General features: G+C 38.1%; 44 protein-coding genes. 37 read left to right on the top strand and 7 right to left on the bottom strand.

The window, feature by feature from the left end; genetic code table 11:
• Nucleotides 1-714 carry a hypothetical protein gene (locus ACHJH3_RS09215; RefSeq protein WP_407064553.1) on the top strand — a complete coding sequence of 238 codons (714 nt, stop codon included), beginning with the start codon at nucleotides 1-3 and terminating at the stop codon, nucleotides 712-714.
• A gap of 45 nt (nucleotides 715-759) precedes the next feature.
• On the opposite strand, the gene ACHJH3_RS09210 is transcribed toward ACHJH3_RS09215, so the two are convergent.
• Together ACHJH3_RS09210 and nrdD are read right to left on the bottom strand one after the other, a co-directional pair.
• Nucleotides 760-1,449, bottom strand: a complete 690-nt coding sequence (locus ACHJH3_RS09210) for an anaerobic ribonucleoside-triphosphate reductase activating protein (RefSeq protein ID WP_407064552.1) — start codon at nucleotides 1,447-1,449, stop codon at nucleotides 760-762.
• Entirely contained in the window at nucleotides 1,433-1,591 is a 159-nt protein-coding gene (gene nrdD / locus ACHJH3_RS09205) for an anaerobic ribonucleoside-triphosphate reductase (RefSeq protein WP_169941782.1), read from the bottom strand. The genes ACHJH3_RS09210 and nrdD overlap by 17 nt, the downstream gene beginning before the upstream one ends.
• Nucleotides 1,592-1,689: 98 nt before the next feature.
• Here nrdD and tpx point away from each other — a divergent pair, with 98 nt between their 5' ends.
• From tpx to ACHJH3_RS09190, 3 genes are all read left to right on the top strand, one after another.
• Complete coding sequence (gene tpx, locus ACHJH3_RS09200; protein WP_407064551.1) at nucleotides 1,690-2,220, top strand: thiol peroxidase; 531 nt, start codon at nucleotides 1,690-1,692, stop codon at nucleotides 2,218-2,220.
• A gap of 114 nt (nucleotides 2,221-2,334) precedes the next feature.
• Entirely contained in the window at nucleotides 2,335-2,946 is a 612-nt protein-coding gene (locus ACHJH3_RS09195) for a cyclase family protein (RefSeq protein WP_407064550.1), read from the top strand.
• 111 nt (nucleotides 2,947-3,057) lie between these two features.
• Nucleotides 3,058-3,945 (top strand): EamA family transporter, encoded by an 888-nt coding sequence (locus ACHJH3_RS09190; protein ID WP_407064549.1) that lies wholly within the window; start codon nucleotides 3,058-3,060, stop codon nucleotides 3,943-3,945.
• 50 nt (nucleotides 3,946-3,995) lie between these two features.
• Here the strand turns inward: ACHJH3_RS09190 and ACHJH3_RS09185 are convergent, their stop codons facing one another.
• From ACHJH3_RS09185 to ACHJH3_RS09170, 4 genes are all read right to left on the bottom strand, one after another.
• On the bottom strand, nucleotides 3,996-4,904 hold the full coding sequence (locus ACHJH3_RS09185; RefSeq protein ID WP_407064548.1) for a bile acid:sodium symporter family protein: 909 nt from the start codon (nucleotides 4,902-4,904) through the stop codon (nucleotides 3,996-3,998).
• Between the two features lie 137 nt (nucleotides 4,905-5,041).
• Entirely contained in the window at nucleotides 5,042-5,590 is a 549-nt protein-coding gene (locus ACHJH3_RS09180; RefSeq protein WP_407064590.1) for a ribonuclease HII, read from the bottom strand.
• 1 nt (nucleotide 5,591) lies between these two features.
• Nucleotides 5,592-6,467, bottom strand: coding sequence for a hypothetical protein (locus tag ACHJH3_RS09175; RefSeq protein ID WP_407064547.1), 876 nt, complete (start codon nucleotides 6,465-6,467; stop codon nucleotides 5,592-5,594).
• Nucleotides 6,468-6,486: 19 nt separating this feature from the next.
• On the bottom strand, nucleotides 6,487-7,584 hold the full coding sequence (locus tag ACHJH3_RS09170; protein WP_407064546.1) for an ATP-binding protein: 1,098 nt from the start codon (nucleotides 7,582-7,584) through the stop codon (nucleotides 6,487-6,489).
• Nucleotides 7,585-7,855: 271 nt separating this feature from the next.
• Between ACHJH3_RS09170 and rpsJ the strand changes: the two genes are divergently transcribed.
• From rpsJ to ACHJH3_RS09010, 32 genes are all read left to right on the top strand, one after another.
• Nucleotides 7,856-8,167, top strand: a complete 312-nt coding sequence (gene rpsJ / locus ACHJH3_RS09165; RefSeq protein ID WP_002847957.1) for a 30S ribosomal protein S10 — start codon at nucleotides 7,856-7,858, stop codon at nucleotides 8,165-8,167.
• Nucleotides 8,168-8,186: 19 nt separating this feature from the next.
• Nucleotides 8,187-8,765, top strand: a complete 579-nt coding sequence (gene rplC, locus ACHJH3_RS09160; RefSeq protein WP_169941768.1) for a 50S ribosomal protein L3 — start codon at nucleotides 8,187-8,189, stop codon at nucleotides 8,763-8,765.
• Nucleotides 8,762-9,376 (top strand): 50S ribosomal protein L4, encoded by a 615-nt coding sequence (gene rplD, locus ACHJH3_RS09155; RefSeq protein ID WP_169941766.1) that lies wholly within the window; start codon nucleotides 8,762-8,764, stop codon nucleotides 9,374-9,376. The genes rplC and rplD overlap by 4 nt, the downstream gene beginning before the upstream one ends.
• A gap of 1 nt (nucleotide 9,377) precedes the next feature.
• Entirely contained in the window at nucleotides 9,378-9,659 is a 282-nt protein-coding gene (locus ACHJH3_RS09150) for a 50S ribosomal protein L23 (RefSeq protein WP_169941764.1), read from the top strand.
• Nucleotide 9,660: 1 nt separating this feature from the next.
• Complete coding sequence (rplB, locus tag ACHJH3_RS09145; protein ID WP_169941762.1) at nucleotides 9,661-10,491, top strand: 50S ribosomal protein L2; 831 nt, start codon at nucleotides 9,661-9,663, stop codon at nucleotides 10,489-10,491.
• 2 nt (nucleotides 10,492-10,493) lie between these two features.
• Nucleotides 10,494-10,775 (top strand): 30S ribosomal protein S19, encoded by a 282-nt coding sequence (gene rpsS, locus ACHJH3_RS09140; RefSeq protein ID WP_169941760.1) that lies wholly within the window; start codon nucleotides 10,494-10,496, stop codon nucleotides 10,773-10,775.
• 10 nt (nucleotides 10,776-10,785) lie between these two features.
• Complete coding sequence (rplV, locus tag ACHJH3_RS09135; RefSeq protein ID WP_169941758.1) at nucleotides 10,786-11,118, top strand: 50S ribosomal protein L22; 333 nt, start codon at nucleotides 10,786-10,788, stop codon at nucleotides 11,116-11,118.
• Nucleotide 11,119: 1 nt separating this feature from the next.
• On the top strand, nucleotides 11,120-11,821 hold the full coding sequence (gene rpsC / locus ACHJH3_RS09130; RefSeq protein ID WP_170019533.1) for a 30S ribosomal protein S3: 702 nt from the start codon (nucleotides 11,120-11,122) through the stop codon (nucleotides 11,819-11,821).
• Between the two features lie 2 nt (nucleotides 11,822-11,823).
• Nucleotides 11,824-12,249, top strand: a complete 426-nt coding sequence (gene rplP / locus ACHJH3_RS09125; protein ID WP_169941754.1) for a 50S ribosomal protein L16 — start codon at nucleotides 11,824-11,826, stop codon at nucleotides 12,247-12,249.
• Nucleotides 12,236-12,421, top strand: coding sequence for a 50S ribosomal protein L29 (rpmC, locus tag ACHJH3_RS09120; RefSeq protein WP_169941752.1), 186 nt, complete (start codon nucleotides 12,236-12,238; stop codon nucleotides 12,419-12,421). The genes rplP and rpmC overlap by 14 nt, the downstream gene beginning before the upstream one ends.
• Nucleotides 12,422-12,431: 10 nt before the next feature.
• Nucleotides 12,432-12,683: a 30S ribosomal protein S17 gene (gene rpsQ / locus ACHJH3_RS09115; RefSeq protein WP_169941750.1), complete on the top strand. Its 252-nt coding sequence runs from the start codon at nucleotides 12,432-12,434 to the stop codon at nucleotides 12,681-12,683.
• Entirely contained in the window at nucleotides 12,683-13,051 is a 369-nt protein-coding gene (rplN, locus tag ACHJH3_RS09110; RefSeq protein ID WP_169941748.1) for a 50S ribosomal protein L14, read from the top strand. Before rpsQ ends, rplN begins: the two co-directional genes overlap by 1 nt.
• Nucleotides 13,051-13,287, top strand: a complete 237-nt coding sequence (gene rplX, locus ACHJH3_RS09105; protein ID WP_169941746.1) for a 50S ribosomal protein L24 — start codon at nucleotides 13,051-13,053, stop codon at nucleotides 13,285-13,287. Before rplN ends, rplX begins: the two co-directional genes overlap by 1 nt.
• Before the next feature lie 2 nt (nucleotides 13,288-13,289).
• A complete protein-coding gene (rplE, locus tag ACHJH3_RS09100) occupies nucleotides 13,290-13,835 on the top strand; it encodes a 50S ribosomal protein L5 (protein ID WP_407064545.1) in 546 nt (181 codons plus the stop codon).
• 1 nt (nucleotide 13,836) lies between these two features.
• Entirely contained in the window at nucleotides 13,837-14,022 is a 186-nt protein-coding gene (locus tag ACHJH3_RS09095; RefSeq protein ID WP_169941742.1) for a type Z 30S ribosomal protein S14, read from the top strand.
• A gap of 9 nt (nucleotides 14,023-14,031) precedes the next feature.
• Nucleotides 14,032-14,427 carry a 30S ribosomal protein S8 gene (rpsH, locus tag ACHJH3_RS09090; protein ID WP_169941740.1) on the top strand — a complete coding sequence of 132 codons (396 nt, stop codon included), beginning with the start codon at nucleotides 14,032-14,034 and terminating at the stop codon, nucleotides 14,425-14,427.
• 299 nt (nucleotides 14,428-14,726) lie between these two features.
• Nucleotides 14,727-15,263 carry a 50S ribosomal protein L6 gene (gene rplF / locus ACHJH3_RS09085; protein ID WP_172197029.1) on the top strand — a complete coding sequence of 179 codons (537 nt, stop codon included), beginning with the start codon at nucleotides 14,727-14,729 and terminating at the stop codon, nucleotides 15,261-15,263.
• Nucleotides 15,264-15,273: 10 nt separating this feature from the next.
• Nucleotides 15,274-15,630, top strand: a complete 357-nt coding sequence (rplR, locus tag ACHJH3_RS09080) for a 50S ribosomal protein L18 (RefSeq protein WP_172197032.1) — start codon at nucleotides 15,274-15,276, stop codon at nucleotides 15,628-15,630.
• 15 nt (nucleotides 15,631-15,645) lie between these two features.
• On the top strand, nucleotides 15,646-16,089 hold the full coding sequence (rpsE, locus tag ACHJH3_RS09075) for a 30S ribosomal protein S5 (protein ID WP_169941734.1): 444 nt from the start codon (nucleotides 15,646-15,648) through the stop codon (nucleotides 16,087-16,089).
• An 11-nt stretch (nucleotides 16,090-16,100) separates the two neighbouring features.
• Complete coding sequence (gene rplO, locus ACHJH3_RS09070) at nucleotides 16,101-16,502, top strand: 50S ribosomal protein L15 (protein ID WP_169941732.1); 402 nt, start codon at nucleotides 16,101-16,103, stop codon at nucleotides 16,500-16,502.
• Nucleotides 16,502-17,764, top strand: coding sequence for a preprotein translocase subunit SecY (gene secY / locus ACHJH3_RS09065; RefSeq protein WP_169941730.1), 1,263 nt, complete (start codon nucleotides 16,502-16,504; stop codon nucleotides 17,762-17,764). The genes rplO and secY overlap by 1 nt, the downstream gene beginning before the upstream one ends.
• Nucleotide 17,765: 1 nt before the next feature.
• Nucleotides 17,766-18,524: a type I methionyl aminopeptidase gene (gene map / locus ACHJH3_RS09060; RefSeq protein ID WP_407064544.1), complete on the top strand. Its 759-nt coding sequence runs from the start codon at nucleotides 17,766-17,768 to the stop codon at nucleotides 18,522-18,524.
• Nucleotides 18,525-18,677: 153 nt separating this feature from the next.
• Nucleotides 18,678-18,896, top strand: a complete 219-nt coding sequence (gene infA, locus ACHJH3_RS09055; RefSeq protein WP_002943098.1) for a translation initiation factor IF-1 — start codon at nucleotides 18,678-18,680, stop codon at nucleotides 18,894-18,896.
• A gap of 159 nt (nucleotides 18,897-19,055) precedes the next feature.
• A complete protein-coding gene (gene rpmJ, locus ACHJH3_RS09050) occupies nucleotides 19,056-19,169 on the top strand; it encodes a 50S ribosomal protein L36 (RefSeq protein WP_169941726.1) in 114 nt (37 codons plus the stop codon).
• A gap of 4 nt (nucleotides 19,170-19,173) precedes the next feature.
• The gene (rpsM, locus tag ACHJH3_RS09045; protein WP_169941724.1) at nucleotides 19,174-19,542 is read left to right on the top strand and encodes a 30S ribosomal protein S13; all 369 of its coding nucleotides are present in this window, start codon (nucleotides 19,174-19,176) and stop codon (nucleotides 19,540-19,542) included.
• A gap of 9 nt (nucleotides 19,543-19,551) precedes the next feature.
• Nucleotides 19,552-19,944 carry a 30S ribosomal protein S11 gene (rpsK, locus tag ACHJH3_RS09040; RefSeq protein WP_169941722.1) on the top strand — a complete coding sequence of 131 codons (393 nt, stop codon included), beginning with the start codon at nucleotides 19,552-19,554 and terminating at the stop codon, nucleotides 19,942-19,944.
• A 22-nt stretch (nucleotides 19,945-19,966) separates the two neighbouring features.
• Nucleotides 19,967-20,593, top strand: coding sequence for a 30S ribosomal protein S4 (gene rpsD, locus ACHJH3_RS09035; protein ID WP_169941720.1), 627 nt, complete (start codon nucleotides 19,967-19,969; stop codon nucleotides 20,591-20,593).
• Between the two features lie 14 nt (nucleotides 20,594-20,607).
• Nucleotides 20,608-21,627 carry a DNA-directed RNA polymerase subunit alpha gene (locus ACHJH3_RS09030; RefSeq protein WP_407064543.1) on the top strand — a complete coding sequence of 340 codons (1,020 nt, stop codon included), beginning with the start codon at nucleotides 20,608-20,610 and terminating at the stop codon, nucleotides 21,625-21,627.
• Nucleotides 21,628-21,637: 10 nt separating this feature from the next.
• A complete protein-coding gene (rplQ, locus tag ACHJH3_RS09025; protein ID WP_172197047.1) occupies nucleotides 21,638-21,994 on the top strand; it encodes a 50S ribosomal protein L17 in 357 nt (118 codons plus the stop codon).
• Nucleotides 21,995-22,147: 153 nt separating this feature from the next.
• Nucleotides 22,148-22,759 carry a hypothetical protein gene (locus ACHJH3_RS09020; RefSeq protein ID WP_407064542.1) on the top strand — a complete coding sequence of 204 codons (612 nt, stop codon included), beginning with the start codon at nucleotides 22,148-22,150 and terminating at the stop codon, nucleotides 22,757-22,759.
• Entirely contained in the window at nucleotides 22,756-23,505 is a 750-nt protein-coding gene (locus ACHJH3_RS09015) for an ABC transporter permease (protein WP_407064541.1), read from the top strand. Before ACHJH3_RS09020 ends, ACHJH3_RS09015 begins: the two co-directional genes overlap by 4 nt.
• A complete protein-coding gene (locus ACHJH3_RS09010) occupies nucleotides 23,502-24,194 on the top strand; it encodes an ABC transporter ATP-binding protein (RefSeq protein ID WP_407064540.1) in 693 nt (230 codons plus the stop codon). Before ACHJH3_RS09015 ends, ACHJH3_RS09010 begins: the two co-directional genes overlap by 4 nt.
• Here the strand turns inward: ACHJH3_RS09010 and ACHJH3_RS09005 are convergent.
• Complete coding sequence (locus ACHJH3_RS09005) at nucleotides 24,180-24,635, bottom strand: GNAT family N-acetyltransferase (RefSeq protein WP_407064539.1); 456 nt, start codon at nucleotides 24,633-24,635, stop codon at nucleotides 24,180-24,182. The two genes, ACHJH3_RS09010 and ACHJH3_RS09005, sit on opposite strands and share 15 nt — an antisense overlap.
• Before the next feature lie 118 nt (nucleotides 24,636-24,753).
• Here ACHJH3_RS09005 and ACHJH3_RS09000 point away from each other — a divergent pair, with 118 nt between their 5' ends.
• Complete coding sequence (locus tag ACHJH3_RS09000; protein ID WP_172197062.1) at nucleotides 24,754-25,674, top strand: ABC transporter substrate-binding protein; 921 nt, start codon at nucleotides 24,754-24,756, stop codon at nucleotides 25,672-25,674.
• Nucleotides 25,675-25,682: the final 8 nt, after the last annotated feature.

The following is a 25,682-nucleotide window of genomic DNA, read 5'->3' as shown; positions in this document are numbered from 1 at the left end:
ATGAAAAATTTAATTTTATCTTTTATGATCGCGGTATCTGTTTTGGCAAATGAAGTTGATGTTAAAGACCCAAAAAACGACATTTATGAAGTAGTTGATATGTCGATGATAGGAAATTTTTTTGAAACTAAATTAACCGTAAATGAGGAGAAATTTTATAGATTTGGCTTTGTGTACGCTCAAGACCGCGATATACAGGCAAAAGAGCATAAAGACGGTGAAGCTAATTTCCCGGGATATACAAGCGATAAATTTGATCAGTGGCTTTGCACGAAATACTCTATAGACAAGCTTGCAGGTATGTATGCAAGAAATATTGACGATAACTCTTATGTGCCAACCGGCAAAACAGATGAAGACAAAAAAGTTTGCACGGGCGCTAAAATAATGCTAAAGCTAGTTGTAACGCCTATTAAAAAGCCTGCTAAAAATAGCGATAGCGAGTGGGAGTATGCAAGAGGAGATGATGTGAATTTTGCAAATTATATAATCCAAAAAGCAAGCGATATCAATGAGGATTTTGATCTTTCTACTTATGGTAACGACTCGACTTTTCAGGCTCCAAACGGAAGTATGGCAAGAAGCAAAAGACTTATAACGATAAAACTTGCAAAAGGCGAATACAACGTCAAAATAGAAGCTTTAAACGACACGCCCGAGCTTAAGGATATCATAACTTATCTTGAGATAAGAGAGCATATCGGCGGCAAATAAATCTTTTGGCGGAAATTTGCATATTTATCCATAGAGTTTATTTCATCAAGCGAAATTTCTAAGCTCTATCTTTATGGTAGAATCTATTTTTTTGATATCAAAATCATTTTTTGAAGCGGTTAAATTTCCGAAATTTTCACTGGTGTTTAGAAATTTTTGCAGATAATAAACTCCATTGTATCCGTGATTATGCAGTGTTTTGCTCATATTTGTAATATCATCTTCACAAAGCAAATCCGCATGCACGGTCGTGCGAACTTCGAATTTAAAATTTATCAGAATTAAAAAATCAAGCGTTTGGATGAAATTCTCATATAAATTTGACTTTGTAACCTCTTGAAATTTATCTCTAGGAGCTTTAAAATCAAGTGCGATATAATCGATCAAATTTTCGCTTAAAGCCGCTTTTAAAGCTTTTAAATTCGAGCCGTTAGTATCAACTTTAAGTAAAAACCCGCGCTTTTTAACCTCTCTTGCGAGAGGCAAAAAGCTACCGTTTATAGTGCATTCTCCGCCACTAAACACAACTCCGCTTAGTTTGCCGATGCGTTTATCTAAGAAATGCAAAAATTCATCTTCTCCGACAAACCCTTCGCCAAGCACTACGGCTGTATTGTAGCAGTAAGCACAGCGCATATTACATCCTGTAAACCACGCTATGCAAGCGGTTTTGTCGGGAAAGTCAAGAGTAGTAAATGGGGTAATGGAGTGAAGCGGCTTACTCTGCACGCTCACAAAATTTCACTCGCTCTTTGTGTTCGCCTTTTTTGCCAAGATTAAAGCTCTCAACTGGTCTGTGATATCCCATAACGCGAGTATAAACCACACATTTAGTGCGCTTTTCTTGTAATTTTTCTAAGATCTCTTTTTCGCTCATATTTACTCCTTGTTTATTTATAATTGTAGCCGTTTGGGGTTAATTGTTTGTAAAAATATAGTAATATTTGCGTTATATTTCAGTTCAAAAGGATAAAAATGGCAAAAGTAAATTTCAAAGGTTCGCCCGTAAATTTAAGAGGCGATGAGGTATTTGTAGGACAAAGCGCTCCTGAAGTTACTCTTACGGGAAATGATTTAAGCGAGTTTAAAGTAGGAGGCAATAGCGGTAAAATCGAAATTTTAGTTACCGTTCCTTCGCTTGATACGGGAGTTTGCGCGACAGAAACTCGCAAATTTAACCAAAAAATGGCAGGTAAAAACGCTATAAAACTAAGCGTTATCTCACTTGACCTTCCATTTGCTATGGGTAGATTTTGCTCTACTGAAGGCATAGAGAATTTACGCGTGGGAAGCGACTTTAGAGCTAAGGAATTTGGCGAAAAATACGGCGTTTTGATAGATGAAGGAGCGCTTAAAGGCTTGCTTGCTCGCGCGGTTTTTGTCGTGAAAGACGGAGTTATCATTCACAAGCAAATTGTACCTGAAATAGCAGATGAGCCAAACTATGACGCTGTTTTTGAAGCTATCAAATCAAGCGGCGGTTGTGGCTGCGGTTGCGGACATTAATCCCGCTTAAGTGAAACAAATTTTGGCTTTGGGATAAAATTTCAAAGCCAAAATTCCCTCTTTTAAATTTTAAGAAATTTTAGCTACACTTCTTAAAATTTCAAAAGGCAAAATTTGCAAATTATCGACTTAAGTCCTATTTTAAGCTCTAAAACTCAAATTTATCCAGGTGACGCTGCGTTTTTGCTAGAGCAAATTTCAGACGGCGGATTTTGCACGGGAAATTTGTCTATGTCCCTTCATACAGGCTCTCATACCGATTTTGCCATGCATTGCGATATCAAAGGAGTAAAGAGCGAGCAAGCCTCTCTTGAGTGTTTTGTCGGCGAAGGCGTTTGTGTTGGAGTAAAAGCAAATTTAAACGAAGCTATCAAATTTAAAATGCCGCCAAATCCGCAAAATGCTAAAATTTTACTTTTAAACGTGCATTGTGAGTTTAAAAATAAGCAAGATTTTTTCATAAATTCGCCGTTTTTAGACGATGATTTTTTAAATTTAGCTCAACAAAATGGCTTTAAAACCGTTGCTACAAATTTATCTACAATCGATGCTTATGGAACAAATTTAAGGCACAAAGAGGCTTTTAAAAGAGGAATTCAGATCATCGAATGCCTAATAAATTTACAAATTTTAGAAAACAAGAGTTTTTTCTTCTCCGCCGCTCCTTTAAAGATAGCAAATGCCGATGCGGCTCCTCTTAGAGCCTACGCGATTTTAAAAAGATAAATTCGGCTTTTTAATAAAATTTCATTGATTAAATTTTAAAAGCACAAGTAAATTCTCTTTAGCCGTTTTATAATCATTCATTAAAATCGGCTTTTTAGTTATAATCTCGCCATGGATAAAAATAGTCAAAATTTCGGCATAGCTTTAACTCTTCTTGGCGGGATTTTCTGGGGATTTTCAGGAGCTTGCGGACAGTATCTTTTCGAGCGAAAAGGCATAAGCGCGGAGTATCTTACATCGCTTCGTTTGCTGCTTTCAGGCGTGATAATGCTTGTGATTTTATATGCAAAAAGCGGTAAATTTGTATTTAGTATTTTTAAGCAAAGGCGAAATATAACCGATCTGCTGTTTTACGCGCTATTTGGCATTATGGCGTGCCAATATACATATTTTGTTACTATCGAACTTTCAAATGCCGCAATTGCTACTATTTTACAGTATCTTGCGCCTGTTTTGGTGCTATTTGTACTTTGTATTGAAGAAAAAAGATTTCCTTACAAAAAGGAAAGTATAAGCGTATTTTGTGCGATTTTCGGAGTGTTTTTGCTTGCCACTCATGGAAATTTTACAAGCCTCGTTATCCCGGTAAAGACACTTATCATAGGGATAATATCAGCTTGCACTATCGTCATCTACACTCTCTCGCCTCGGCGGCTGATGAGAAGCTATCCTGTTACGCTTATACTCGCATGGGCGATGGTTATAGGCGGCATTATTCTAAGCTTATACGCTAAGCCTTGGCAGCTTAAAGGCATAAGCGACTTTAGCGGATTTTTGGCTCTTTGCGGTGTCGTGGTTTTTGGCACTATCTTTGCCTTTAGTCTTTATATGCAAGGGGTTAAAATTTTAGGCGGCGGCAAGGCTAGCGTGATATCTGCTATCGAGCCGGTTTCGGCGGCTTTGTTTGCGACTTTTTGGCTTGGAAGCGAGTTTGTATTTATTGATATAGTCGGATTTGCGTTGATAATTGCAGCTATCATACTCTTACGGAAAGGCTAAATTTAGAGTTTTGCAACTCAAGCTAAAATGACGATAGTCAAGTAGTAAATTTAAGCTTCGCTTTTACTCTTTGAGCTCCAAATTCCTGCCAAAATAGATCCAGATAAGTTATGCCATACGCTAAATAATGCGCCGGGAAGCGCAGCAAGCGAGCCAAAATACTTAACGGCAAGCGCGACGCTTAAGCCTGAATTTTGCATACCGACTTCAATAGCGACGGTTCTTGCCGTCTTTTCATCAAAGCCAAAGAGTTTCGATAAAAAGTATCCGCAAAATAGCCCCGAGCCGTTATGAAGGACTACGCCAAGCGCTACTAGTGCGCCTACGGTTTGTATATTTTTCACGTTTAGCGCCACTACGATCGCTATGATTGTGATGATGGCCGCCATGGATATGATAGGAAGCGCAGGAAGGATCTTTTTAACGAATTTATGAAAAAAAGTATTTAAAAGCACGCCCACAACTATCGGCACAAGCATAATTTTAACCAAATTTAAAAGCATACTCATAGCAGGTACCGGGACTTCTTGTCCGATGTAAAGCCACGTTAGAAACGGCATTAATACTATTGAAAGCAGAGTGGAAAATAGCGTCATACTAACGCTTAAAGCGACATCGCCCTTGGCTAAGTAGGTCATGACGTTTGAGGCCGTCCCTCCCGCACTAGTGCCTACTAGCATCATACCCGCGGTGATTTCGTTGCTAAATCCAAACGCTTTTGAGATCAAAAAAGCAGCAAGCGGCATGATGAGAAATTGGATAAAAATTCCAAGCCCCAGAGCTTTTTTCTTGTGCAAAATTTGTTTAAAATCATCAATACTAAGCGTGATGCCCATGCCAAGCATGATAACAACAAGAAGCGGAACGATGTAGCCTTTGATAGCTACAAAACCGGTCGGAAAAGTATAAGCAATAAACGATAAAACTATCGCTGCTATAGGAAAAAGTAGTGCTTTCATGAGTTGATTGTATCTAAAAATTATGGTTTTTTATCAAAATCAAGTATTTTTGAATGAAATTTTATGAAAACTGTTAAATTTCTACAAGGTTGTTACTAAAATACTGAAAAATTTATAGTATTTTTCAAAGTTCAGTCTTAAAAAAGTGTGGGCTGAAACGCTTTAACTATAAAGCTTTTTCGAGTTAGCTCACATTCGCCCAAATTTTTAATTGCCTCAAGGTGCGCCTTTGTGCCGTAACCCTTGTGAGAGGCGTATCCGTAATCAGGATAAATTTTGCTCCATGCGCTCATTAGTTCATCTCTGCTTACTTTGGCTAAGATACTTGCCGCGCTTACTTCGGCGATTTTGCCATCAGCCTTTATCATCGTTTTGATGCCGGTGCCGTAGTTTGCGTTGCCGTCATAAAGTAGCTCGTAGCTTACAAAATGACTTTTAAAAAGATTTAAAGCTCGCCTTAAACACTCGCTAAGCCCAAATTCATCTATTTGGCGATTTGAAAAATATGCGATTAAAAATTGCGAATTTAAGGCTATCTCATGAAAAAGCTCTTTGCGTCTTTTTGCGCTTAGTTTTTTAGAGTCGTTAAGCCCTGAAATTTCGCTATGTAGGACACAAGCAGCTACGACTAAAGGACCCGCCAGCGCTCCTCTGCCGGCCTCATCAATGCCGCAAATTTTATTCATCTTACTCATTAAAAAGCCCGAATTTATGCTTCATAAAAGGCTTTATCTCCTCAATTGAGATGATTTTATTTGAGCTTTCAAAAGTAATTCCGACAGGAGAAAGCATAAAATTTTCATCCATTTTTATCTCTTTACTTTCAAAAATAGCTTTTAAATTTTCATCATCCAAATTTATAAAAACATCTTGAGCCGAGATATTTTTGTCTGTTTTTAAAAATTTTGAGTTGCAAATTTTGCCGTCTTTACCGAGATTTCTGCAAGTAGTTTTAAAAATTTCGTTGATGAACTCAAGCGTTAAAATGTCATTTTTAAATAAATTTTGCTCGCTGTCTTTAAATTCCTGTTTAAAATTTTCTAGTTTTTCTTTTAGATTGTTTTTGTTTTTTGTAACAAAATCGGCTGAGAAAAAATCACTAACTATTCCCTCAAACCTTGTGTTTTGGTTATTTGTTATTTGCAAGCCGAGAGTTAAAATTTCATAGCTTAACTCCTTAGTTATAGTGGCTTTATGTGCTTTGCCTTTTATGGCTAGCTTGCCGCTTAATTTGCCATTTTCATCAAGCTTTACATCTAAATTTAGCCAGTCGGAAAGCGCGTTTAAAGCGGTTATATTATCATCCGTTTTTTCTATCTTGCCCTTTGAAAACTCAAATTTTTCTCCTTTAAAAAAGAGATGTCCGTAAATTTTAGCAGGGAGTTCAAAGCCTTTTTCGCTCTTAAAATTTTCAAATTCGCTATAAAACGAGTTTAGATAAAGCTCAAATTTTTCCTCATCCGCCGTCCCCGTAAATTTATAAAATTTGCCCCAATTTTCATGATTTATCTCGTATCCAAAGCTAAGCAAAACAGCAACAAAAAACGTCAAAATTACTCTCATATACTCTCCTAAATTCTAGTTAAAAACTAAGCGCCCAACGCGAAAAAGGCAGAATTTCACACTTGATGCCTTCTATACTAAGATCTGCTTGATTTGCCACACTGATAACTTGAAGTTTATTTACTCCAAGAGCTTTCAAATTTGCATGCAGTTTTTTGAATTTCAGAAATATCAGATCACTATCGCTAAACGGTATGCAAAGTATGGCAAGTTTCCTTTTAGAAAGGAAAAAATCAAAATCTTTAGTATAAAAAATTTCCTCTTTAAATTTAAAAAGTTCGCAAAAGACCATATTTGAAAAAAGCTTTGCAAAATCTTTTTTCAGGCTTAGCGCATTTCGCATGGCAAAATCATTAAAGTAAAGTTTTTTTGCCGCAGTTGGTTGGTCAAATTTGGCTATGAGGTTTATAAAACCCCTGTTTTCCAGATCCACAAGTCCTGCATAAACGCGATCTTTTGATATTTTAGAGCGTGTTTTTAGATTTTTATATAGCTCATAAGCGCTTAAATTCGCTCCTTGAAAAGCAGCACACTCTTTTAGTAAATTTATCTCTACCTCACCAAGCTTGCTTTTAAGCCTACTTTGGAGATTTTCTATAACTTCACTTTGATCAAGAAAGACTGAATTTAGGTTATTGCCGTGGGTTACGAAATGGCTAAATAGCTGATCTTGGTCTAAATTTTTAGGAAAAAATGCGATAAATTCTTCATAATCCAAACCGCTTAAATTTAGCTTTTTAAATCCGCTTAAATTTATGTTTTTTAGTTCGGTTGTTATGATTATGTTTTGTAAGTTCAAATTTGAAATTTTATCCATCGCCACGATATGCTCCGGCAAGGTTATACCTTCGATTACAAGGGCTTTTATCGTATTGTTGTCTTTCAAGAATAGCTCTAAATCATCTAAAATTTTGGCCTCGCTTATCCTTATATCCTGCAAGTTTATATATAAAATTTCTTCGTTTTTAAACTGCTTTAGATGATCGATTGCAAGTGAAGTTTTACCGCTTCCATCGCTTCCTATGATGAGAGTGTTTGGCGAAGTAATGCTAAATTTTCTATCTATAAATTTGATGGATTTTAAAGGAGTGTTGTAAAGCGATAGCAGTTCTTTCAAATTTAGCCTTTTAAAATTTGAAAGAATTATAACATTTTTCCTTTTAATAAGGAAAAATTTAAAATTAAATATCAAATTTTAAAAATTTTGAATAAAAATAGCGATGTTGTATTAAAATATTTCCTTATGAAAAGGAAATAAATTTTACAAATTCTTACTAAAACAGCTTGAAACATTGACTTTAAAAGCTCATTTTAGTAAAATCTCAGTCTTTTATGTAAGTCATAAAAGGTCGTATGTTTGCGACAAGTTCTATTTTAAAGGAAATCAAATGGAAAGAATCAGGCTTAAGCTCAAAGCTTATGACCATAGAGTTCTAGACCGCACAGTTGCAGCAATCGTAGAAGCTGTCAAAAGAACTGGTGCTGACGTAAGAGGTCCAGTGCCAATGCCTACTAAAATCAAACGCTACACAGTCTTAAAATCACCACACGTCAACAAAGACTCACGCGAGCAGTTTGAGATGAGAATTCATGCACGTATGCTTGACATCGTAGCAGCTACACCTGACACAGTCGATTCGCTTACAAAACTTGACTTGGCTCCTGAAGTTAATGTCGAAGTTCGTGCGATGGGCAAGTAATCAGGCGAAAGGTTAGATAATGGAATATATCGTAGAAAAAATAGGCATGAGTAGGACGATTTCGGTTCCTAGTACGCCGGTTACACTTCTAAAACTTGTAGAAACTAAAGTTTGCGAAGTGGGTGAAAATAACCGCGCAATCGTTGCTTATGCAAAAGGCAAAGCGAAGAATAAAGCTATAGCAGGCCAACAAAAGAAATATAATCTTTCGGCTGAATATAATAAATTTGCTACTTTAACAGTTGCAAATAGCGAAGCAGGCGATCTTGACGTAAGTCCGTTAAGTTCAGCGGCAATCATAAAAGTTAGCTTTGATTCAAAGGGTAGAGGTTATCAAGGCGTTGTTAAAAGACACGGATTTGGCGGCGGACCTAAAAGTCACGGTTCACGTTTCCACAGACGCCACGGATCAATCGGTAACTGCGAATGGCCGGGACGTGTTCAACCTGGTATGAAAATGGCAGGACATATGGGCGATGTGAAAGTAACTGTTAAAAACGAAGTTGTAAGTTTTGACAGCGAAAACGGAATTTTAGTTTTAAAAGGCTCAGTTCCTGGACACAACGGTGCAATGGGTAGAGTAAGGATAGTAAAATGAGTAAAGTTTGCGTATTAAACGAGAAATTTGAAAAGGCTGGAGATTTGGATCTTCCTGCAAACTATGCAGAGGTAAATCCACACAACCTTTATCTATATGTTAAATCTTACCTTGCAGGTATCCGCGCAAATACGGCTCACACTAAGACTCGTGCTTTTGTAAGCGGTGGAGGCAAGAAGCCTTGGAGACAAAAAGGTCGTGGCGGCGCTCGTGCAGGTTCAACTAGAACTAACGTATGGGTTGGCGGTGCAGTATCTTTTGGTCCATTAAACAATAGAAATTATTTCCAAAAAGTTAATAAAAAACAAAAGAGATTAGCTCTTGAGTGCGCATTGGCACAAAAGGCTAACGAGGGCAAAATTTTCGCAGTTGATAGCATCAGCATTGACAGCGGAAAGACAAAAGATGCGGCAAAAATTATCAATAGCCTAAATTTAAGAGATGCGTTGATAGTTAAAGATTTGCTTGATGATAACACGCTTTTGGCATTTAGAAATTTATCAAACTGCTATCTGGTAGATGCAAGCGAGATAAATGCGTATCTAGTATCGGTATTTAGTGCGGTTATCATTGAAAAAGCGGCACTTGAATCTATAACAAAAGAGGGCTAAAATGGCAGATATAACTGATATCAAAACAATTTTATATACAGAAAAAACTCTTGGCCTTCAAGAAGATGGTGTAGTAGTTATCCAAACTTCACCAAAAATGACTAAAAATAGGCTAAAAGAAATTTTAAAAGAGTATTTCGGAGTGATGCCGCTTCGCGTAAATTCACTTAGAATGGAAGGCAAAGTTAAGCGTTTTAAAGGACAAACAGGACAACGCAGTGAAGTTAAAAAATTCTACGTTAAGTTGCCTGAAGGTTCAACTCTAGAAAGCATGGAGGCGTAAGATGGCGATTAAAACATATAAACCATATACACCGAGCCGTAGATTTATGACAGGTCTTAGCAGTGAAGATATCACGGCTAAACCAAGCGTTAGAAGCCTACTTGTAAAACTACCTGCAACAGGCGGTAGAAACAATAACGGTCGTATCACATCAAGACATAAACAAGCCGGCGCTAAAAAACTATATAGAATCATCGACTTTAAAAGACGCAAATTTGGTATCGAAGGCAAAGTTGAAGCGATCGAATACGATCCAAACAGAAATTGCCGTATAGCGCTTATTGCTTATAAAGACGGTGAGAAACGCTATATCATTAGACCAAATGGGCTAAATGTAGGTGACGTAGTTGCAGCTGCCGAGAGCGGTCTTGATATAAAACCCGGCAACGCTATGAAACTAAGAAATATCCCTGTGGGAACGATCGTTCATAATATCGAGCTTAAGCCTGGTAAAGGCGGACAGATAGCAAGATCTGCCGGCGGATATGCTCAGCTAATGGGTAAAGAGGAAAAATATGTCATCTTAAGACTTCCAAGTGGTGAGATGAGACAAATTTTAGCAGAGTGTATGGCAAGCGTCGGCGTTATCGGTAACGAAGATTGGGCTAACGTAACTATCGGTAAAGCAGGTAGAAATCGCCATAGAGGTATAAGACCTCAAACTCGTGGTTCTGCTATGAACCCTGTCGATCACCCGCACGGTGGTGGTGAAGGCAAGAAAAATTCAGGTCGTCATCCGGTAACTCCATGGGGTAAACCGACAAAAGGTGCTAAGACTCGCCGCAAAAAAGCTAGCGACAAGCTAATTATCTCAAGAAGGAAAGGAAAATAGAGATGGCTAGATCACTCAAAAAAGGTCCTTTCGTAGACGGACATGTAATGAAAAAAGTTGTTGCTGCTAAGAAAGCAAACGACAACAAGCCGATCAAAACATGGTCAAGACGCAGTACGATTGTACCTGAAATGATTGGACTTACATTTAATGTCCATAACGGTAAAAGCTTTATCCCTGTGTATGTAACTGAAAACCACATCGGATATAAACTTGGCGAATTTGCTCCAACTAGAACGTTCAAGGGTCATAAAGGCTCTGTTCAGAAAAAAATCGGCAAATAAGGGGAGATAAATGAGTAAAGCTATTATTAAATTTATTAGACTATCTCCTACTAAAGCAAGACTTATAGCAAGAGAGGTTCAAGGTATGAATGCCGAACTAGCGCTTGCAAGCCTAAGCTTTATGCCAAACAAGGGAGCTAAATTTATAGCAAACGCAATCAGTTCTGCCGTTGCAAACGGTGGTTTTGAACCTGAGGAAGTTATCGTTAGCTCTTGTAGAGTTGATGCAGGTCCCGTACTTAAGAGATTTAGACCAAGAGCAAGAGGAAGCGCAAGCAGAATTCGCAAGCCAACTGCCCACATTTTGGTAGAAGTATCTAAACCTGAAAAGAAGGAAGCGTAATATGGGACAAAAAGTAAATCCGATCGGTTTAAGACTAGGAATTAACCGTAACTGGGAGTCAAGATGGTTTCCTGCTAAAGGAAATTTGGTAGAAAATATCGGCGAAGACTATAAAATTCGTGCATTTTTAAAGAAAAAACTATATTATGCTGGAGTTTCTCAAATTCTTATCGAAAGAACGGCTAAGAAGATCAGAGTAACTGTTGTAGCTGCTCGCCCGGGCATAATAATAGGTAAGAAAGGCTCTGATGTAGAAAAGCTTAAAGAAGATATCCAAAAGCTGATCAACAAAGAGGTTAACGTAAATATTAAAGAAGAGAGAAAAGCTCAAGCTTCTGCTCAACTTGCCGCCGAAAACGTTGCAATGCAGCTTGAAAAACGTGTCGCATTTAGACGCGCTATGAAAAAGGTAATCCAAGGCGCTCAAAAATCAGGCGCTAAGGGTATTAAAATTTCAGTTGCAGGTCGTTTGGGTGGTGCCGAGATGGCAAGAACCGAATGGTATCTAGAGGGTCGCGTGCCGCTTCATACGCTAAGAGCAAAGATTGATTACGGTTTTGCAGAGGCGCATACAACTTATGGAAACATAGGTATAAAAGTGTGGATATTTAAAGGCGAAGTTCTTCAAAAAGGTGTTCAAGCTGAAAAAACCGAAGATAACGAAGCTCCAAAAAAACCACGCAGAGCAAGAAGAGGTAAATAATCATGTTGATGCCAAAAAGAACGAAATTTCGTAAACAGATGAAAGGTCGTAACCGCGGTAAAGCTACTCGCGGAACAGATCTTGCGATGGGAGAATTCGGTATAAAGGCTATTGAGGCCGGAAGAATAAATTCTCGCCAAATCGAAGCGGCTCGTGTTGCTTTGACTCGTCATGTTAAAAGACAAGCGAAAACTTGGATTAGGGTTTTCCCTGATAAGCCACTAACTAAAAAACCTCTACAAACTCGTATGGGTAAAGGTAAAGCAGGTGTTGAAGAGTGGGTTATGAACATTAAACCTGGCAGAATCATTTATGAGATGGCTGGAGTTAATGAAGAGTTAGCACGTGAGGCACTTACGCTTGCTATGCATAAGTTGCCGTTTAAAACTAAAATTGTAACGCGAGAGAGTGAAAATGAAATATACTGAGTTAAAAGAAAAAAGCGTTGCAGAATTAAACGCGTTATTGAAAGAGAAAAAGGTGCTTTTATTTACATTAAGACAAAAGCTAAAAACTATGCAGCTAAGCAACCCTAACGAGATTCGTGCAGTTAAAAAAGAGATTGCACAAATCAATACTGCAATTAGCGCTTCAAAGTAAGGGGTGAGAAATGGCATTTAAAAGAGAAATTCAAGGTGTAGTTTTGCAAAAAGCTGGAGATAAAACAGCCACAATCTTGGTTGAAAGACGTGTTATGCACCCAAGATATCATAAATTTGTAAAACGTTTTAAGAAATATATGATTCATGACGAAAAAAATGAGACAAAAGCCGGAGATACCGTTATAGCAGTTGAGTGTAGACCGCTTTCTGCACGCAAAAGCTTTCGCTTAAAAGCTGTATTAGCAAAGGGAGTTGAGTAATGATACAATCTTTTACAAGACTTGCAGTGGCTGATAATAGCGGTGCAAAAGAGTTAATGTGTATAAAAGTATTAGGCGGTAGCAAAAGAAGATATGCAACGCTTGGCGATGTTATCGTGTGCTCTGTTAAAAAGGCGCTTCCAAACGGCAAAATTAAAAAAGGTCAAGTCGTAAAAGCCGTAGTCGTAAGAACTAAAAAAGAGGTTCAAAGAGAAAACGGCTCGCTTATTAGATTTGACGAAAATGCAGCCGTAATACTTGATAACAAAAGAGAGCCTATCGGAACTCGTATCTTCGGACCGGTCGGTCGTGAAGTTAGATATGCAAACTTCATGAAAATTGTTTCGCTTGCTCCGGAGGTTTTATAATGGCTAATATTAAATTTAAGATTAAAAAAGGCGATACCGTAAAGATTATTGCCGGTGATGATAAAGGTAAAACAGGAAAAGTTTTATCTGTATTAGCAAAAAAAGGACAAGTTATCGTTGAGGGTTGCAAAGTAGCCAAAAAGGCTATCAAGCCAAGTGAAAAGACTCCAAACGGTGGCTTTATAAATAAAGAGATGCCAATTGATATTTCAAACGTGGCGAAGGTTGAGGCTTAATTATGAGTAGATTGAAAGTTAAATATAATGAAGTTGTTAAACCGGCTTTAGCAAAAGAATTTGATATCAAAAACCCTATGCTTATACCTGCAATTGAAAAAATTGTAATTAGCGTAGGTGCCGGCGAAGGTGCAAAAGATCAAAAGCTTCTTCAAAATATGGCAGATACTATCTCGCTTATAGCAGGACAAAAAGCTGTTGTAACCGATGCTAAAAAATCAGTTGCCGGTTTTAAAGTTCGCGAAGGCTTTCCTGTGGGTATCAAAGTGACTCTTAGAAAAGAGCAAATGTATGCGTTTTTAGATAAGCTTATAAGCGTTGCTCTTCCAAGAGTTAAGGACTTTAGAGGCTTACCGAAAGATGGTTTTGACGGACGCGGTAACTATAACTTTGGTCTTGATGAGCAACTAATGTTTCCTGAGGTTGAGTATGATAAGATTATGCGCACTCACGGTATGAATATCGTAATTGTTACGACAACAGATAGCGACAAAGAGGCATTCAAATTGCTTGAGCTTTTTGGTTTGCCGTTTGCAAAAGGAAAGTAATATGGCAAAAAAATCAATGATAGCAAAGGCAGCTCGCACTCCTAAATTTAAGGTTCGCGGTTATACAAGATGCCAAATTTGCGGACGCCCGCACTCTGTTTATAAAGATTTTGGAATTTGCCGAGTATGCCTAAGAAAAATGGCTAACGAAGGGCTAATCCCTGGTCTTAAAAAAGCAAGCTGGTAAGGAAGAAAAATGTTGAATGATTTAATATCGGATGGACTAACACGCATCAGAAACGCCTCTATGAGAAAGCTTGAGACTACGAAGCTGCTTCACTCAAACGTTGTTGAAGCGACTTTGGCGATCTTGGCTGCAAAAGGCTACATAGAAAGCTACAATGTAGTTGAAGAGGATAAAAAGAAATTTATAAACGTTGTTTTAAAGTATGATGAGCGTGGAAATAGCGTTATAAACGAACTTAAAAGAGTTTCAAAGCCTGGTCGCCGCGTCTATAAAGGCAAAGACGAGATCAAAAGATTTAAAAACGGTTATGGAACAATTATCGTTAGCACTAGCAAAGGCGTTTTAAGCAACGAAGACGCTCATAAAGCGGGTGTTGGCGGCGAAATTCTTTGTACTGTATGGTAATGAACACAAATGATGTTACGACATCATTTGTGATGCCTTATAATGGAGTTTATATAATAGGCTAAGTTTATTGCCTACTTTGAAAAACTCCAAAATTTAGCTTTAAATTTGCTAAATTTACGATACAAATCTCAAAATTGAGATAGCAAAGAATTGAAAAAGGTTTAAAAGAGTTTCGGCTCTTTTAATAGTCCGAATTTCAAATTCGGACGAGGTGGAATTTAGTTTCTGCTTTTTATGGTATTGTGGTATCCATTCGTATAAAGTAGACATACCCTAGACAAGTAAAAAGGAAAAAAATGTCACGTATAGGTAAGCAGCCGATAGCTATTCCAAGCGGATTAGATGTCAGCGTAGAAGGAAATTTGCTTAAATTTAAAAAAGGCAATAATACAAAAGAACTTGACACAAAAGGTCATGTTGATGTTAAGGTAGAAAACGGCTCAATCGTATTTTCTCCTAAAGGCGAAGATAGACAAAGTAGAGCATACTGGGGCACATACAGAGCGCTAGCTAACAATATCGTTACAGGTCTTACGGACGGATTTGTTCGCAAGCTTGAGATAAACGGTGTTGGTTATAAGGCAGCTGCAAAAGGCAACGTGCTTGAGCTAAGTTTAGGATTTTCTCACCCGATAAATCATGAAGTACCAAAAGGTGTCGAGATAAGCGTAGAGAAAAACGTCATCACTATAAAAGGCGACGATAAGCAAGTTGTAGGACAAATAGCAGCTCAAGTTAGAGGATATCGCCCACCTGAGCCATACAAAGGCAAGGGCATAAAATATGCTGAAGAGCGCATTATCCGCAAAGCCGGTAAAACATCTAAGAAGTAAGGGATAGGTAATGACAGCAAATGTATTAAAAAGAAAACTCGCTCTTAGAATAAAGAGAAAGAGAAGAATTAGAGCTAAAATTTCCGGCACTGCATCAAAACCTAGAGTTTCTATTTTTAAATCAAATAGAACGCTTTATGTTCAGGCTATCGAAGATGTTACGGCAACTACTATTGCAGCGGCTGACGGAAGAAAGCTAGGCATTAAAGCCAATAAAGAGGGCGCCGTAGTTTTGGCAAAAGAATTTGCAAAAGCTCTTAAGGCAAAAGGCGTAGAAGAGGCTTTATTTGATAGAAACGGCTATTTGTATCACGGCGTTGTAGCGGCTTTTGCAGACGCTTTAAGAGAAAATGGCATTAAGCTATAACCCAAAGGAAAATCGATGGAAAAATATAATAGAGAAGAATTTGAAGAAGTAATCGTCGATATCGGTCGGGTTACAAAGGTTGTTAAAGGCGGTCGTAGATTTAGATTTACGGCTCTTATAGTAGTCGGAAATAGAAACGGACTAGTCGGTTTTGGCTTCGGTAAAGCTAAAGAAGTTCCTGATGCGATTAGAAAAGCTGTTGATGATGCTTTCAAAAACATTATCAATGTTAAGCTTAAAGGCTCAACAATTCCTCATGATATAGAGGTAAAATATAACGCAAGTAGAATTTTACTTCGCCCGGCAAGCGAAGGTACGGGTGTTATCGCAGGCGGTTCAACTCGCCCTATTCTAGAGCTTGCAGGTATCAAGGATATCTTGACAAAATCACTTGGCTCAAACAACTCTGCAAACGTTGTTCGCGCTACAATCAAAGCATTAAGTATGCTTAAAAGCTAAGGAGAGGGAATATGGGACTTGAAAAATTAACTCCGGCTGCCGGTTCAACTCGCGAAACTAAGAGATTGGGACGCGGTCAAGGTAGCGGTCAAGGTAAAACCGCAGGCAAAGGACATAAAGGTCAAAGAGCTAGAAAAGGCTATAACGAAAAAAGAGGTTTTGAGGGTGGACAACAACCGCTTCAAAGACGTCTTCCAAAAGTTGGATTTACATCTAGAGTAGTAAAGCCTTATGTGATCAACGTAGATAAGATAACAGCCGTAAAAGAGCTAAGCGAGATCACTGTCGCTAGCATAGCAACCGTTCATAAAATTTCAAGCAGCGTTTTGAAAATTAAATTGATCGGAACAGGAGCTAAAGGGCTTGTTGCAAAAATCAAAGACGAGAACGTAACCGTTAGCGGACGTGCATAATGAATAAGACATTGACCAACAAGATACTCATCACGTTGGCATTTTTATTTGCTTACAGGATACTGGCATACGTGCCGGTTCCTGGTGTTAATGTCGACGTCATTAAAGAATTTTTTGATTCAAACAGTTCTAATGCACTAGGATTATTTAATATGTTCAGCGGTAATGCTGCAGAAAGATTAAGTATCATCTCGCTTGGCATTATGCCTTACATTACGTCTTCGATTATTATGGAGCTACTCGCAGCTACATTCCCGGCACTGGGAAAAATGAAAAAAGATCGCGACGGTATGCAAAAATATATGCAGATTATCCGTTATGCAACTATCGTCATTACTATCGTTCAGGCAATCGGTGTTAGTATAGGCTTGCAAGGTCTAAGCGGAAGAGGCGGCGAGCAAGCTATTATGATAGATATGAGTTTGTTTATAGCTATTTCGGCAGCTTCAATGCTGGCCGGAACGATGCTTTTGATGTGGATAGGCGAGCAAATAACTCAAAGAGGTATAGGTAACGGAATCAGTCTTATTATCTTTGCGGGTATCGTTAGCGGAATCCCAGCAGCGATCGGTGGAACTATAAATTTAGTAAATACAGGCGAAATGAACTTCTTAGTAGTTATTGGAATTTTGCTTGTTATACTCATAACCGTAGGTGTTGTTATATTTGTCGAAATGGGCGAGAGGAGAATTCCCGTATCTTACTCAAGAAAAGTTGTTATGGAAAATCAAAATAAGCGCATAATGAACTATATACCTATTAAAGTAAATTTAAGTGGCGTTATCCCGCCTATCTTTGCTAGCGCCATATTGATGTTTCCAAGTACTATCTTTCAGGCAAGCACAAATAAATATATCCAAGCGATTAACGACTTTTTAAACCCGAACAGCTATATGTTTAACTTCTTAACTTTCTTGCTTGTCGTGTTTTTTGCATACTTTTACGCGTCAATCGTATTTAATGCAAAAGATATCAGCGAGAATTTAAAAAGACAAGGCGGATTTATACCTGGAATTAGACCGGGCGAGGGCACTGCAGGATATCTAAATGAGATCGCTTCAAGACTAACTTTTAGCGGTTCTATCTATCTTGGTCTTATCTCGACCCTGCCTTGGGTTTTGGTTAAATTTATGGGTGTGCCGTTTTATTTTGGCGGAACATCTGTTTTGATCGTCGTTTCGGTTGCTCTTGATACTATGAGAAGGATCGAGGCTCAAATTTATATGAACAAATACCAAACTTTAAGTGCGGTAGGTTTATAAAATGGCGATTTCGCTTAAAAAACCGGCTGAAATTGAAAAACTTAGAGCGGCAAATCAAATTGTCGCTCGCACTCTTGATTATGTTGAAAGTATCATAAAGCCAGGAATTTCACTTCTTGAGATTGATAAAATTTGCGAGGATATGATAATAAAAGCCGGTGCAAAGCCTGCTTTCAAAGGACTTTACGGCTTTCCTAATGCGGCTTGTATAAGTCTAAATGAAGTTGTAATCCACGGAATTCCTGATAAAACAATCCTGCAAGAGGGTGATATAGTCGGGGTTGATATAGGAACGAATTTAAACGGTTTTTTCGGTGATTCCGCTCGTACATTCGGAGTGGGTCAAATTTCAAAAGAGGATGAAGCTTTAATAGCTTGCTCTAAAGATGCGCTTTATTTTGCCATTGATATCATAAGAGAGGGAATGCATTTTAAAGAGCTTAGTTATGAGCTTGAGAAATTTATCCTTGCAAGAGGGTTTGTACCGTTAAGAGGATTTTGCGGACACGGCATAGGCAAGCGCCCGCATGAAGAGCCTGAAGTGCCAAACTACTTAGAAGGGAACAATCCAAAAGCCGGCCCAAAGATCAAAAACGGAATGGTTTTTTGCATAGAGCCAATGATTTGTCAAAAAGAAGGCACTCCTGTAGTCGGCGATGATAAGTGGAAAGTGACTAGCAAGGACGGTTTAAGAACTAGCCATTATGAACACTGCGTGGCCATTATAAACGGAAGAGCTGAAATTTTAAGCAAAGTGTAAAATTTATATCAAATTTATCGCCTAAGTTTTTGCAGTTTACAAATTTGATTTGTGAATTGTAAAATTTTAATTTGTGGTGAGTTAAAATTTAAGGTTATTCACGTTGCAATCTTGCAACCGAATAAAAATAAAATTTATGAAAGGAGGAAAATAGTGGCAAAAGACGACGTCATAGAGATTGACGGTAACGTTATAGAGGCTCTGCCTAATGCAACTTTTAAAGTTGAACTTGATAATAAGCATGTCATTTTGTGCCATATCGCAGGCAAGATGAGAATGCATTATATCAAGATAATGCCAGGAGACAGGGTAAAGGTAGAACTCACGCCGTATAGTCTTGACAAGGGCAGGATAATTTATCGTCATAAGTAAAATAAAAGCTAAATTTGGCTAAAATCAGCCCTTTGCAACAAATGCTGTATGAAGAATTGTTTTCAAAGCCTACCACTTGTTTTGAAAATAGTTGGTTTAACAATTTCTTTAAACCTGATGCAGCCCTAAAAAAGTGGAATAAATTTTTAGGAGACTAAGATGAAAGTTCGTCCTTCTGTAAAGAAGATGTGTGACAAATGTAAAGTTGTCAAACGTAAAGGCATAGTTCACGTAATTTGTGAAAATCCAAAACATAAACAAAGACAAGGATAAAAGAATGGCTCGTATTGCAGGTGTAGATTTACCGAAAAAAAAGAGAATTGAGTATGGTCTAACTTACATTTATGGTATCGGCCTTCATAAATCAAGAGAGATTCTTACGGCTACCGGAATTTCTTATGACAAGAGAGTTCATGAGCTAACTGAAGATGAGGCTGCTGCTATTCGTAAAGAGATCCAAGAGAAGCATGTGGTTGAAGGTGATCTTAGAAAGAGCGTTGCTATGGATATAAAAGCTCTTATGGATCTTGGAAGTTATAGAGGTCTTCGCCATAGAAAGGGTCTTCCGGTGCGCGGTCAAAAGACTAAAACAAACGCTAGAACTAGAAAAGGTAAGCGTAAAACTGTTGGCTCTGCAACAAAATAAGGATAGATGATGGCAAAAAGAAAGATAACTAAAAAGAAAGTAGTAAGAAAAAGTATTGCCAAAGGTGTTGTTTATATAAGTGCAACTTTTAACAACACTATGGTTACGGTTACAGATGAGATGGGTAATGCCATAGCTTGGAGCAGTGCGGGCGCACTTGGCTTTAAAGGTAGTAAAAAATCAACTCCATATGCAGCTCAGCAAGCGGTAGAAGATGCTATGAATAAAGCTAAAGAGCATGGAATTAAAGAGGTGGGCATAAAAGTTCAAGGTCCTGGAAGTGGTAGAGAAACAGCCGTGAAAAGCGTAGGCGCAATTGAAGGTATTAAAGTTGTATTCCTTAAAGATATAACTCCGCTTGCTCACAATGGTTGCAGACCACCAAAACGCCGCCGCGTGTAATTAGAAATTTAGGAGAATTATTATGGCAAGATATAGAGGACCTGTTGAAAAATTAGAAAGACGTTTGGGTGTAAGTTTGGCTCTTAAGGGTGAGAGAAGATTGGCCGGTAAATCAGCGCTTGATAAACGCCCTTATGCACCGGGACAGCACGGACAAAGAAGAGCCAAGATCAGCGAATACGGCTTACAGCTTCGCGAAAAACAAAAAGCTAAATTTATGTACGGAATTTCTGAAAAGCAGTTTAGAAGATTGTTTCAAGAAGCGGCTAGAAGAGAAGGTAATACGGGTGCACTTTTGGTTCAACTTTTAGAGCAAAGACTTGATAACGTAGTTTATAGAATGGGCTTTGCAACAACTAGAAGATTTGCTCGTCAGCTTGTTACTCACGGACATATATTGGTAAATGGCAAAAAAGTAGATATCCCGTCATATAGAGTTGATGCTGGATCTAAGATAGAAATAGTAGAGAAGTCAAAAAACAATCCTCAAATCGTTCGAGCGATTGATCTTACCGCTCAAACTGGAATTGTTTCTTGGGTTGATGTTGAAAAAGATAAAAAATTTGGAATTTTTACAAGAACACCGGAAAGAGAAGAGGTTGTCATTCCTGTAGAGGAAAGATTTATAGTAGAGCTTTATTCTAAATAATAAGAGGTGTAATAATGAGAAAGATTACTACATCAGCTTATATGCCTACAGAGATTGAGGTTCAAAGTATAAGCGAGAATGTTGCTAAAATAACGACTTATCCTTTTGAAGCAGGATATGCCGTAACATTAGCTCATCCGTTGCGCCGTCTGCTTTATAGCAGCACCGTTGGATTTGCTCCTACGGGTGTTAAGATCGAAGGTGTTTCTCATGAGTTTGACTCCATGAGAGGAATGCTTGAAGATGTGGCGCAGTTTATTATAAATTTGAAAAATTTAAGATTTAAGCTTAAAACCGATTCTGAGCGTGAAGTTATAGAGTATTCCTTTAAAGGACCAAGAGAGATAAAGGGAAAGGATTTGGCCAATGATATGGTTGAGATAGTAAGTCCTGAAGACTATCTTTCTACTATTAATGAAGATGCCGACTTAAAATTTTCTGTCATTATCCAAAAAGGCATAGGATATGTTCCAAGTGAAGAAATTCGCGATGCGATGGAAGAGGATTATATAGCTCTTGATGCTTTCTTTACTCCGGTTAAAAAAGCGGTATATGATATTGAAAATGTTTTGGTTGAAGATAATCCAGACTATGAAAAGATAGTTTTTACTGTCACAACTGACGGTCAAGTCGGTGCGATTGAGGCATTTAAGAATGCTGTTGATGCTATGTATCAGCAGATGTCTGTATTTAAAAGTATTTTAGAGATTGATATAACTTCTCAAGTAGGTAGCAATTCATCCTTAGGAAATGACCATGCAAAGCTACTTCAAAGCGTTGAAGAGCTAAATTTAAGCGCTAGAAGCTTTAACTGCCTTGATAGAGCTGAAGTTAGATTTATCGGCGAGCTTGCTTTAATGGATGAGAATGAGTTAAAAGAGCTTAAAAATTTAGGTAAAAAATCTCTTGAAGAGATAAAAGCCGTTATGGAAGAGATCGGTTATCCTGTAGGTAGCGACGTTCTAAAAGACGGCAAAGACCAGCTCAAAAAGAAGATTGCTGAGCTGAAATCACAAATGAGTGCAAACGAGTAAAGGAAAATAAATGAGACATAGACATGGTTATAGAAAATTAGGCAGAACATCATCTCATCGCTCGGCATTGCTTAAAAATTTAGCAATCGCAATTATAAAAAGCGAAAAAATTGAGACTACTCTGCCAAAAGCAAAAGAGCTTAGAAGCTATATAGAAAAGCTTATCACAAGAGCCAGAAAAGGCGACAGTAATGCCCATAGAGCCGTTTTTGCAAGTCTTCAAGATAAAGAGACTACAAATAAGCTAGTTACCGAGATTGCTCCTAAATTCGTAGGACGCAACGGCGGTTATACAAGAGTAATCAAAACTCGCTTAAGACGCGGCGATGCTGCGGAAATGGCTTATATAGAGCTAGTAAGCGAATAATTTTTTAGAGAGCTTCGGCTCTCTAAAATTTTAATCCACACAATCTACATAAAGTATATTTTTAAATCCGATTTTTACTTCATTTTAAATTTTCAAAAGATACAATTTTAAGTTTAATTATCAAGTTTATTCATAAATTTAACGAAAGAGCTTATGAAAAAATTAGTTTGGCTAAATCCCGTCGTAAAAAGTATGTATCAAGTAAAAAATTTGCAAAAGCTACTTGCGGACAAAGGATTTGAGATTGTAGAGTGCAAGATAAATCATATCCTAAATGTTAAAAATTCATATAAAGAGCAATTAAAATCCAAACAGTTCATATTAGACTCCAGATGTCCAAGAGCCGTAAATTTTATAAGTTCAAATTTTAAAGATAAATCAGCTCAAATTTCAACCTTAAATCCCATCTTGATAGAGACTGCACTTGAGCTTAGCACAAATTTAAAAGATGACGAACACCTTTTTATAACTACTCCTTGCGAGGATCTAGCCGAGCTTGGCAGAGGGTTAAATTTGGCTCGAACCACATTTTTGACATGGAAAGAATTTAGAGAGCTAAATGAGATAAATTTGCCTGCCACAAAGATAAATTCAAGTCCTATTCCTGTTGGATTTTTTGAAAATTTAGGTATTAAAGCCATAAGCCTAAAAAGCAAAGACGAGATAGAAAATGCTTTTGCTTATAGATTTCACGAGCTTAAGAGCTATCAGATCGTAGAGCTTTTACACTGCGAAAACGGCTGCCACAACGGAGACGGCCTATGAGGCAAATTTTCAAAAAGAGCATTTTGATTTTTATTATATTTGCAGCTTGGCATATAGTTTGCGAGCTTGAAATTTTTACCGCCTATATCCTGCCAAGTCCCGCTGCAACCTTTAAAACAATGTTTAACATGGTTTTAAGCGGCGAGCTTGCGACTCACACTCTCATTAGCTTTAAGCGCATTTTTATAGGTTATGCCTTTGCTTTCGCGCTTGCTTTACTGCTTGGCGGACTTGCATCGCTCAAGCCTAAAATCACCTCTTATTACGAGTGGATTTTGGAGTTTTTTAGAAATATCCCGCCTCTTAGCTTGATTGCGATTTTGGTGCTTTGGTTTGGTATAAACGAGACTCCAAAAGTTATCATCATCGTTCTTGCCTCGTTTTTTCCGATGTTTTTAAGTATCTCCAAGGGGCTAACGAGTTGCGATATTAAGCTCATTGAAGTAGGTAAAATTTTCGGTTTTAGCAAATTTGAAATTTTTTACAAAATCATCCTGAAAAGCGCGCTGAAAGATATCTTTGTCGGTATGCGTATCGGCTTTGGATACGCGATGAGGGCTATCATAGGAGCTGAGATGATCGCGGCTTCAAGCGGACTTGGCTATCTTATTCTTGATGCAGAGGAGCTTTCGCGCGCGGATAGGATATTTGTGGGTATCTTTACGATTGGAGTTTGCGGGGTGCTGATTGATCGTATATTTTTAAAGCTCATATCCAAATTTGAGCCTTTAAAGGCGGGCAGATGATACAAATATCAAATTTATCCAAGAGCTTTGTTATCCAAGACAAGAACTTTGAAATTTTAAAAAATTTAAATTTGACTATAAAAAAAGACAAGATTACCGTAGTTCTTGGTAGAAGCGGATGTGGTAAAACCACTCTTTTGCGTCTTATCTCAGGGTTTGAAAATCCAACCGCAGGAAAGATTGATATCAAGCAAGGCGCTAAAATCGGATTTGTTTTTCAAGAGGCTAGGCTCATGCCCTTTTTGAACGTATATGAAAATATCGTTTTTTCGCTTAAAAAGCATGAGATAAACGAGGCTAAAATCGATAAACTAATCGACACGATAGGGCTTAGCGAGTTTAAATTCGCTGCTCCTTCTCAGCTTTCAGGCGGCATGGCTTCTCGCGTGGCGCTTGCAAGAGTGCTTGCGTATGAGGCGAATTTGATCCTCATGGATGAGCCTTTTGCGGCGCTTGACGCCTTTACGAGAGCTAATATGCAGGCTGAAATTTTAAAGATTCAAGCGGATAAAACCATCCTTTTTGTAACGCACAACATCGATGAAGCGCTGTTTTTAGCCGATGAGATAATCCTGCTTGAAAACGGCGCTATCAAAGCAAGCTATGATCTGTCAAATTTAACTAAGCCCAGAGATCTGCTTGAGGGCGATCTCATAAGGCTAAAGCGCGAAATTTTAGCTCACATTTAGCGGTTTATCTCGCATTCTAGTGCAAACTGCAAAATTTGCCGAGTTATCCTTAAAGCCGAATTTCTCTAAAAAAGCGATCGCATCCTTGCCTTTACTAATCGGCGTTACGACCCAAGTCGTAGTATGCTTAAATTTCTTGTTGAAAGCCTCCATAAGTGCAGTTCCAACGCCTTTGCGTTGATAGTCTTTATGCACCATGATCGAGTAAAGATATGAAGTTGCAAAATTATCCCTGTCGCAAAACGCTTCAAGTGTGCCGATCGTCTTATCCCCAAGCTTAGCCATAGCGACATAGTCATACGTCCTAAACATATCATAATGCGCCCATTGCATATCTTTTCTGGTGTGCTCTTTACTCGCCCAACCGATACTTAGCATTATCTCATCGATATCTGCGGGATTGAAATTTCCGGAATTTTCCAAAACAACTAAATCTTTCATCTTTACTCCTTTGAATGATTTGAAATTCGCAAAAAGTATTATAGTAATTGATAATTAAAACCAAGATAAAGTTAAGTTTTTATATAATTTTATTTTGAAATATCAAAAAGGAGAAAAGATGAGAAAAATTTTTAAAATTTTATGTGCGTTTTCTTTGCTTTGCTCTATTGCAAACGCTAAAGAAGGCTTAGACAAAATCGGCATAACTTACGTCAAATCGCCGCTAAACGTCCCGTCAATCGTCGATAAATTCAAAGGCTTTTACGCCAAATCATTTGGCGTGCCGGTTGAATACTTTGAGATAACCTCAGGAGCCAAGCAGACTCAAGCGCTTGCGTCAAATTCGCTTCAGTTTCTTAACTGCGTGGGCGGCACTTCGGTTATTTTAGCGGCTGCAAACAAGGCTGATATCAAGATCATAAGCGCGTATTCAAGAGCGCCTGAAGCTTTTGTGATATTTGCAAAAGATAAAAGCATAAAATCGCCAAAAGATCTAAAAGGCAAAAAGATCGCAGGGCCAAAAGGCACGATATTAAACGAGCTTTTAGTTAGATACCTTGCGCTTGGAGGACTTAGCATAAACGACGTTGAGTTTATATCCATGGGTATCCCGCCTGCGCAAGCCGCACTTGAAAACGGAAGCGTTGATATGGCGCTTTTAGCGGGACCTGCCGCCTATAACGCACAAAAATCGGGACTTCATATCGTAACTACGGGCAAAGGCGTGATAAGCCCCGTGATAGTAACTGCGACAAGCGGAGAGTTTTATAAGAAGCACAAAGATTTAGTTGAAAAATTTAAAAAGACTCAAGATGAAATTTTAGATTTTATAAAAGCAAACGAAGAAGAGGCGCTTAAATTTACCGCCGAGGAGACCGGACTTAGCATAGAGGCCGTTAAAAGCATGTATCCTCAGTATGATTTTAGCTCAAAGATCACGGCTGAAGATATAAAAGCGCTTGAAGCTACTCAGGAATTTATGCTTGAAAGCAAGATGATAGAGCAAAAAATAGACATAAAATCACTTCTGCTAAACTAAAATTTTAA

It is taken from the genome of Campylobacter canis, assembly GCF_045504005.1.
Taxonomy (GTDB): Bacteria; Campylobacterota; Campylobacteria; order Campylobacterales; family Campylobacteraceae; genus Campylobacter_A; species Campylobacter_A canis.
This window is presented reverse-complemented; position numbering and strand designations above follow the sequence as displayed.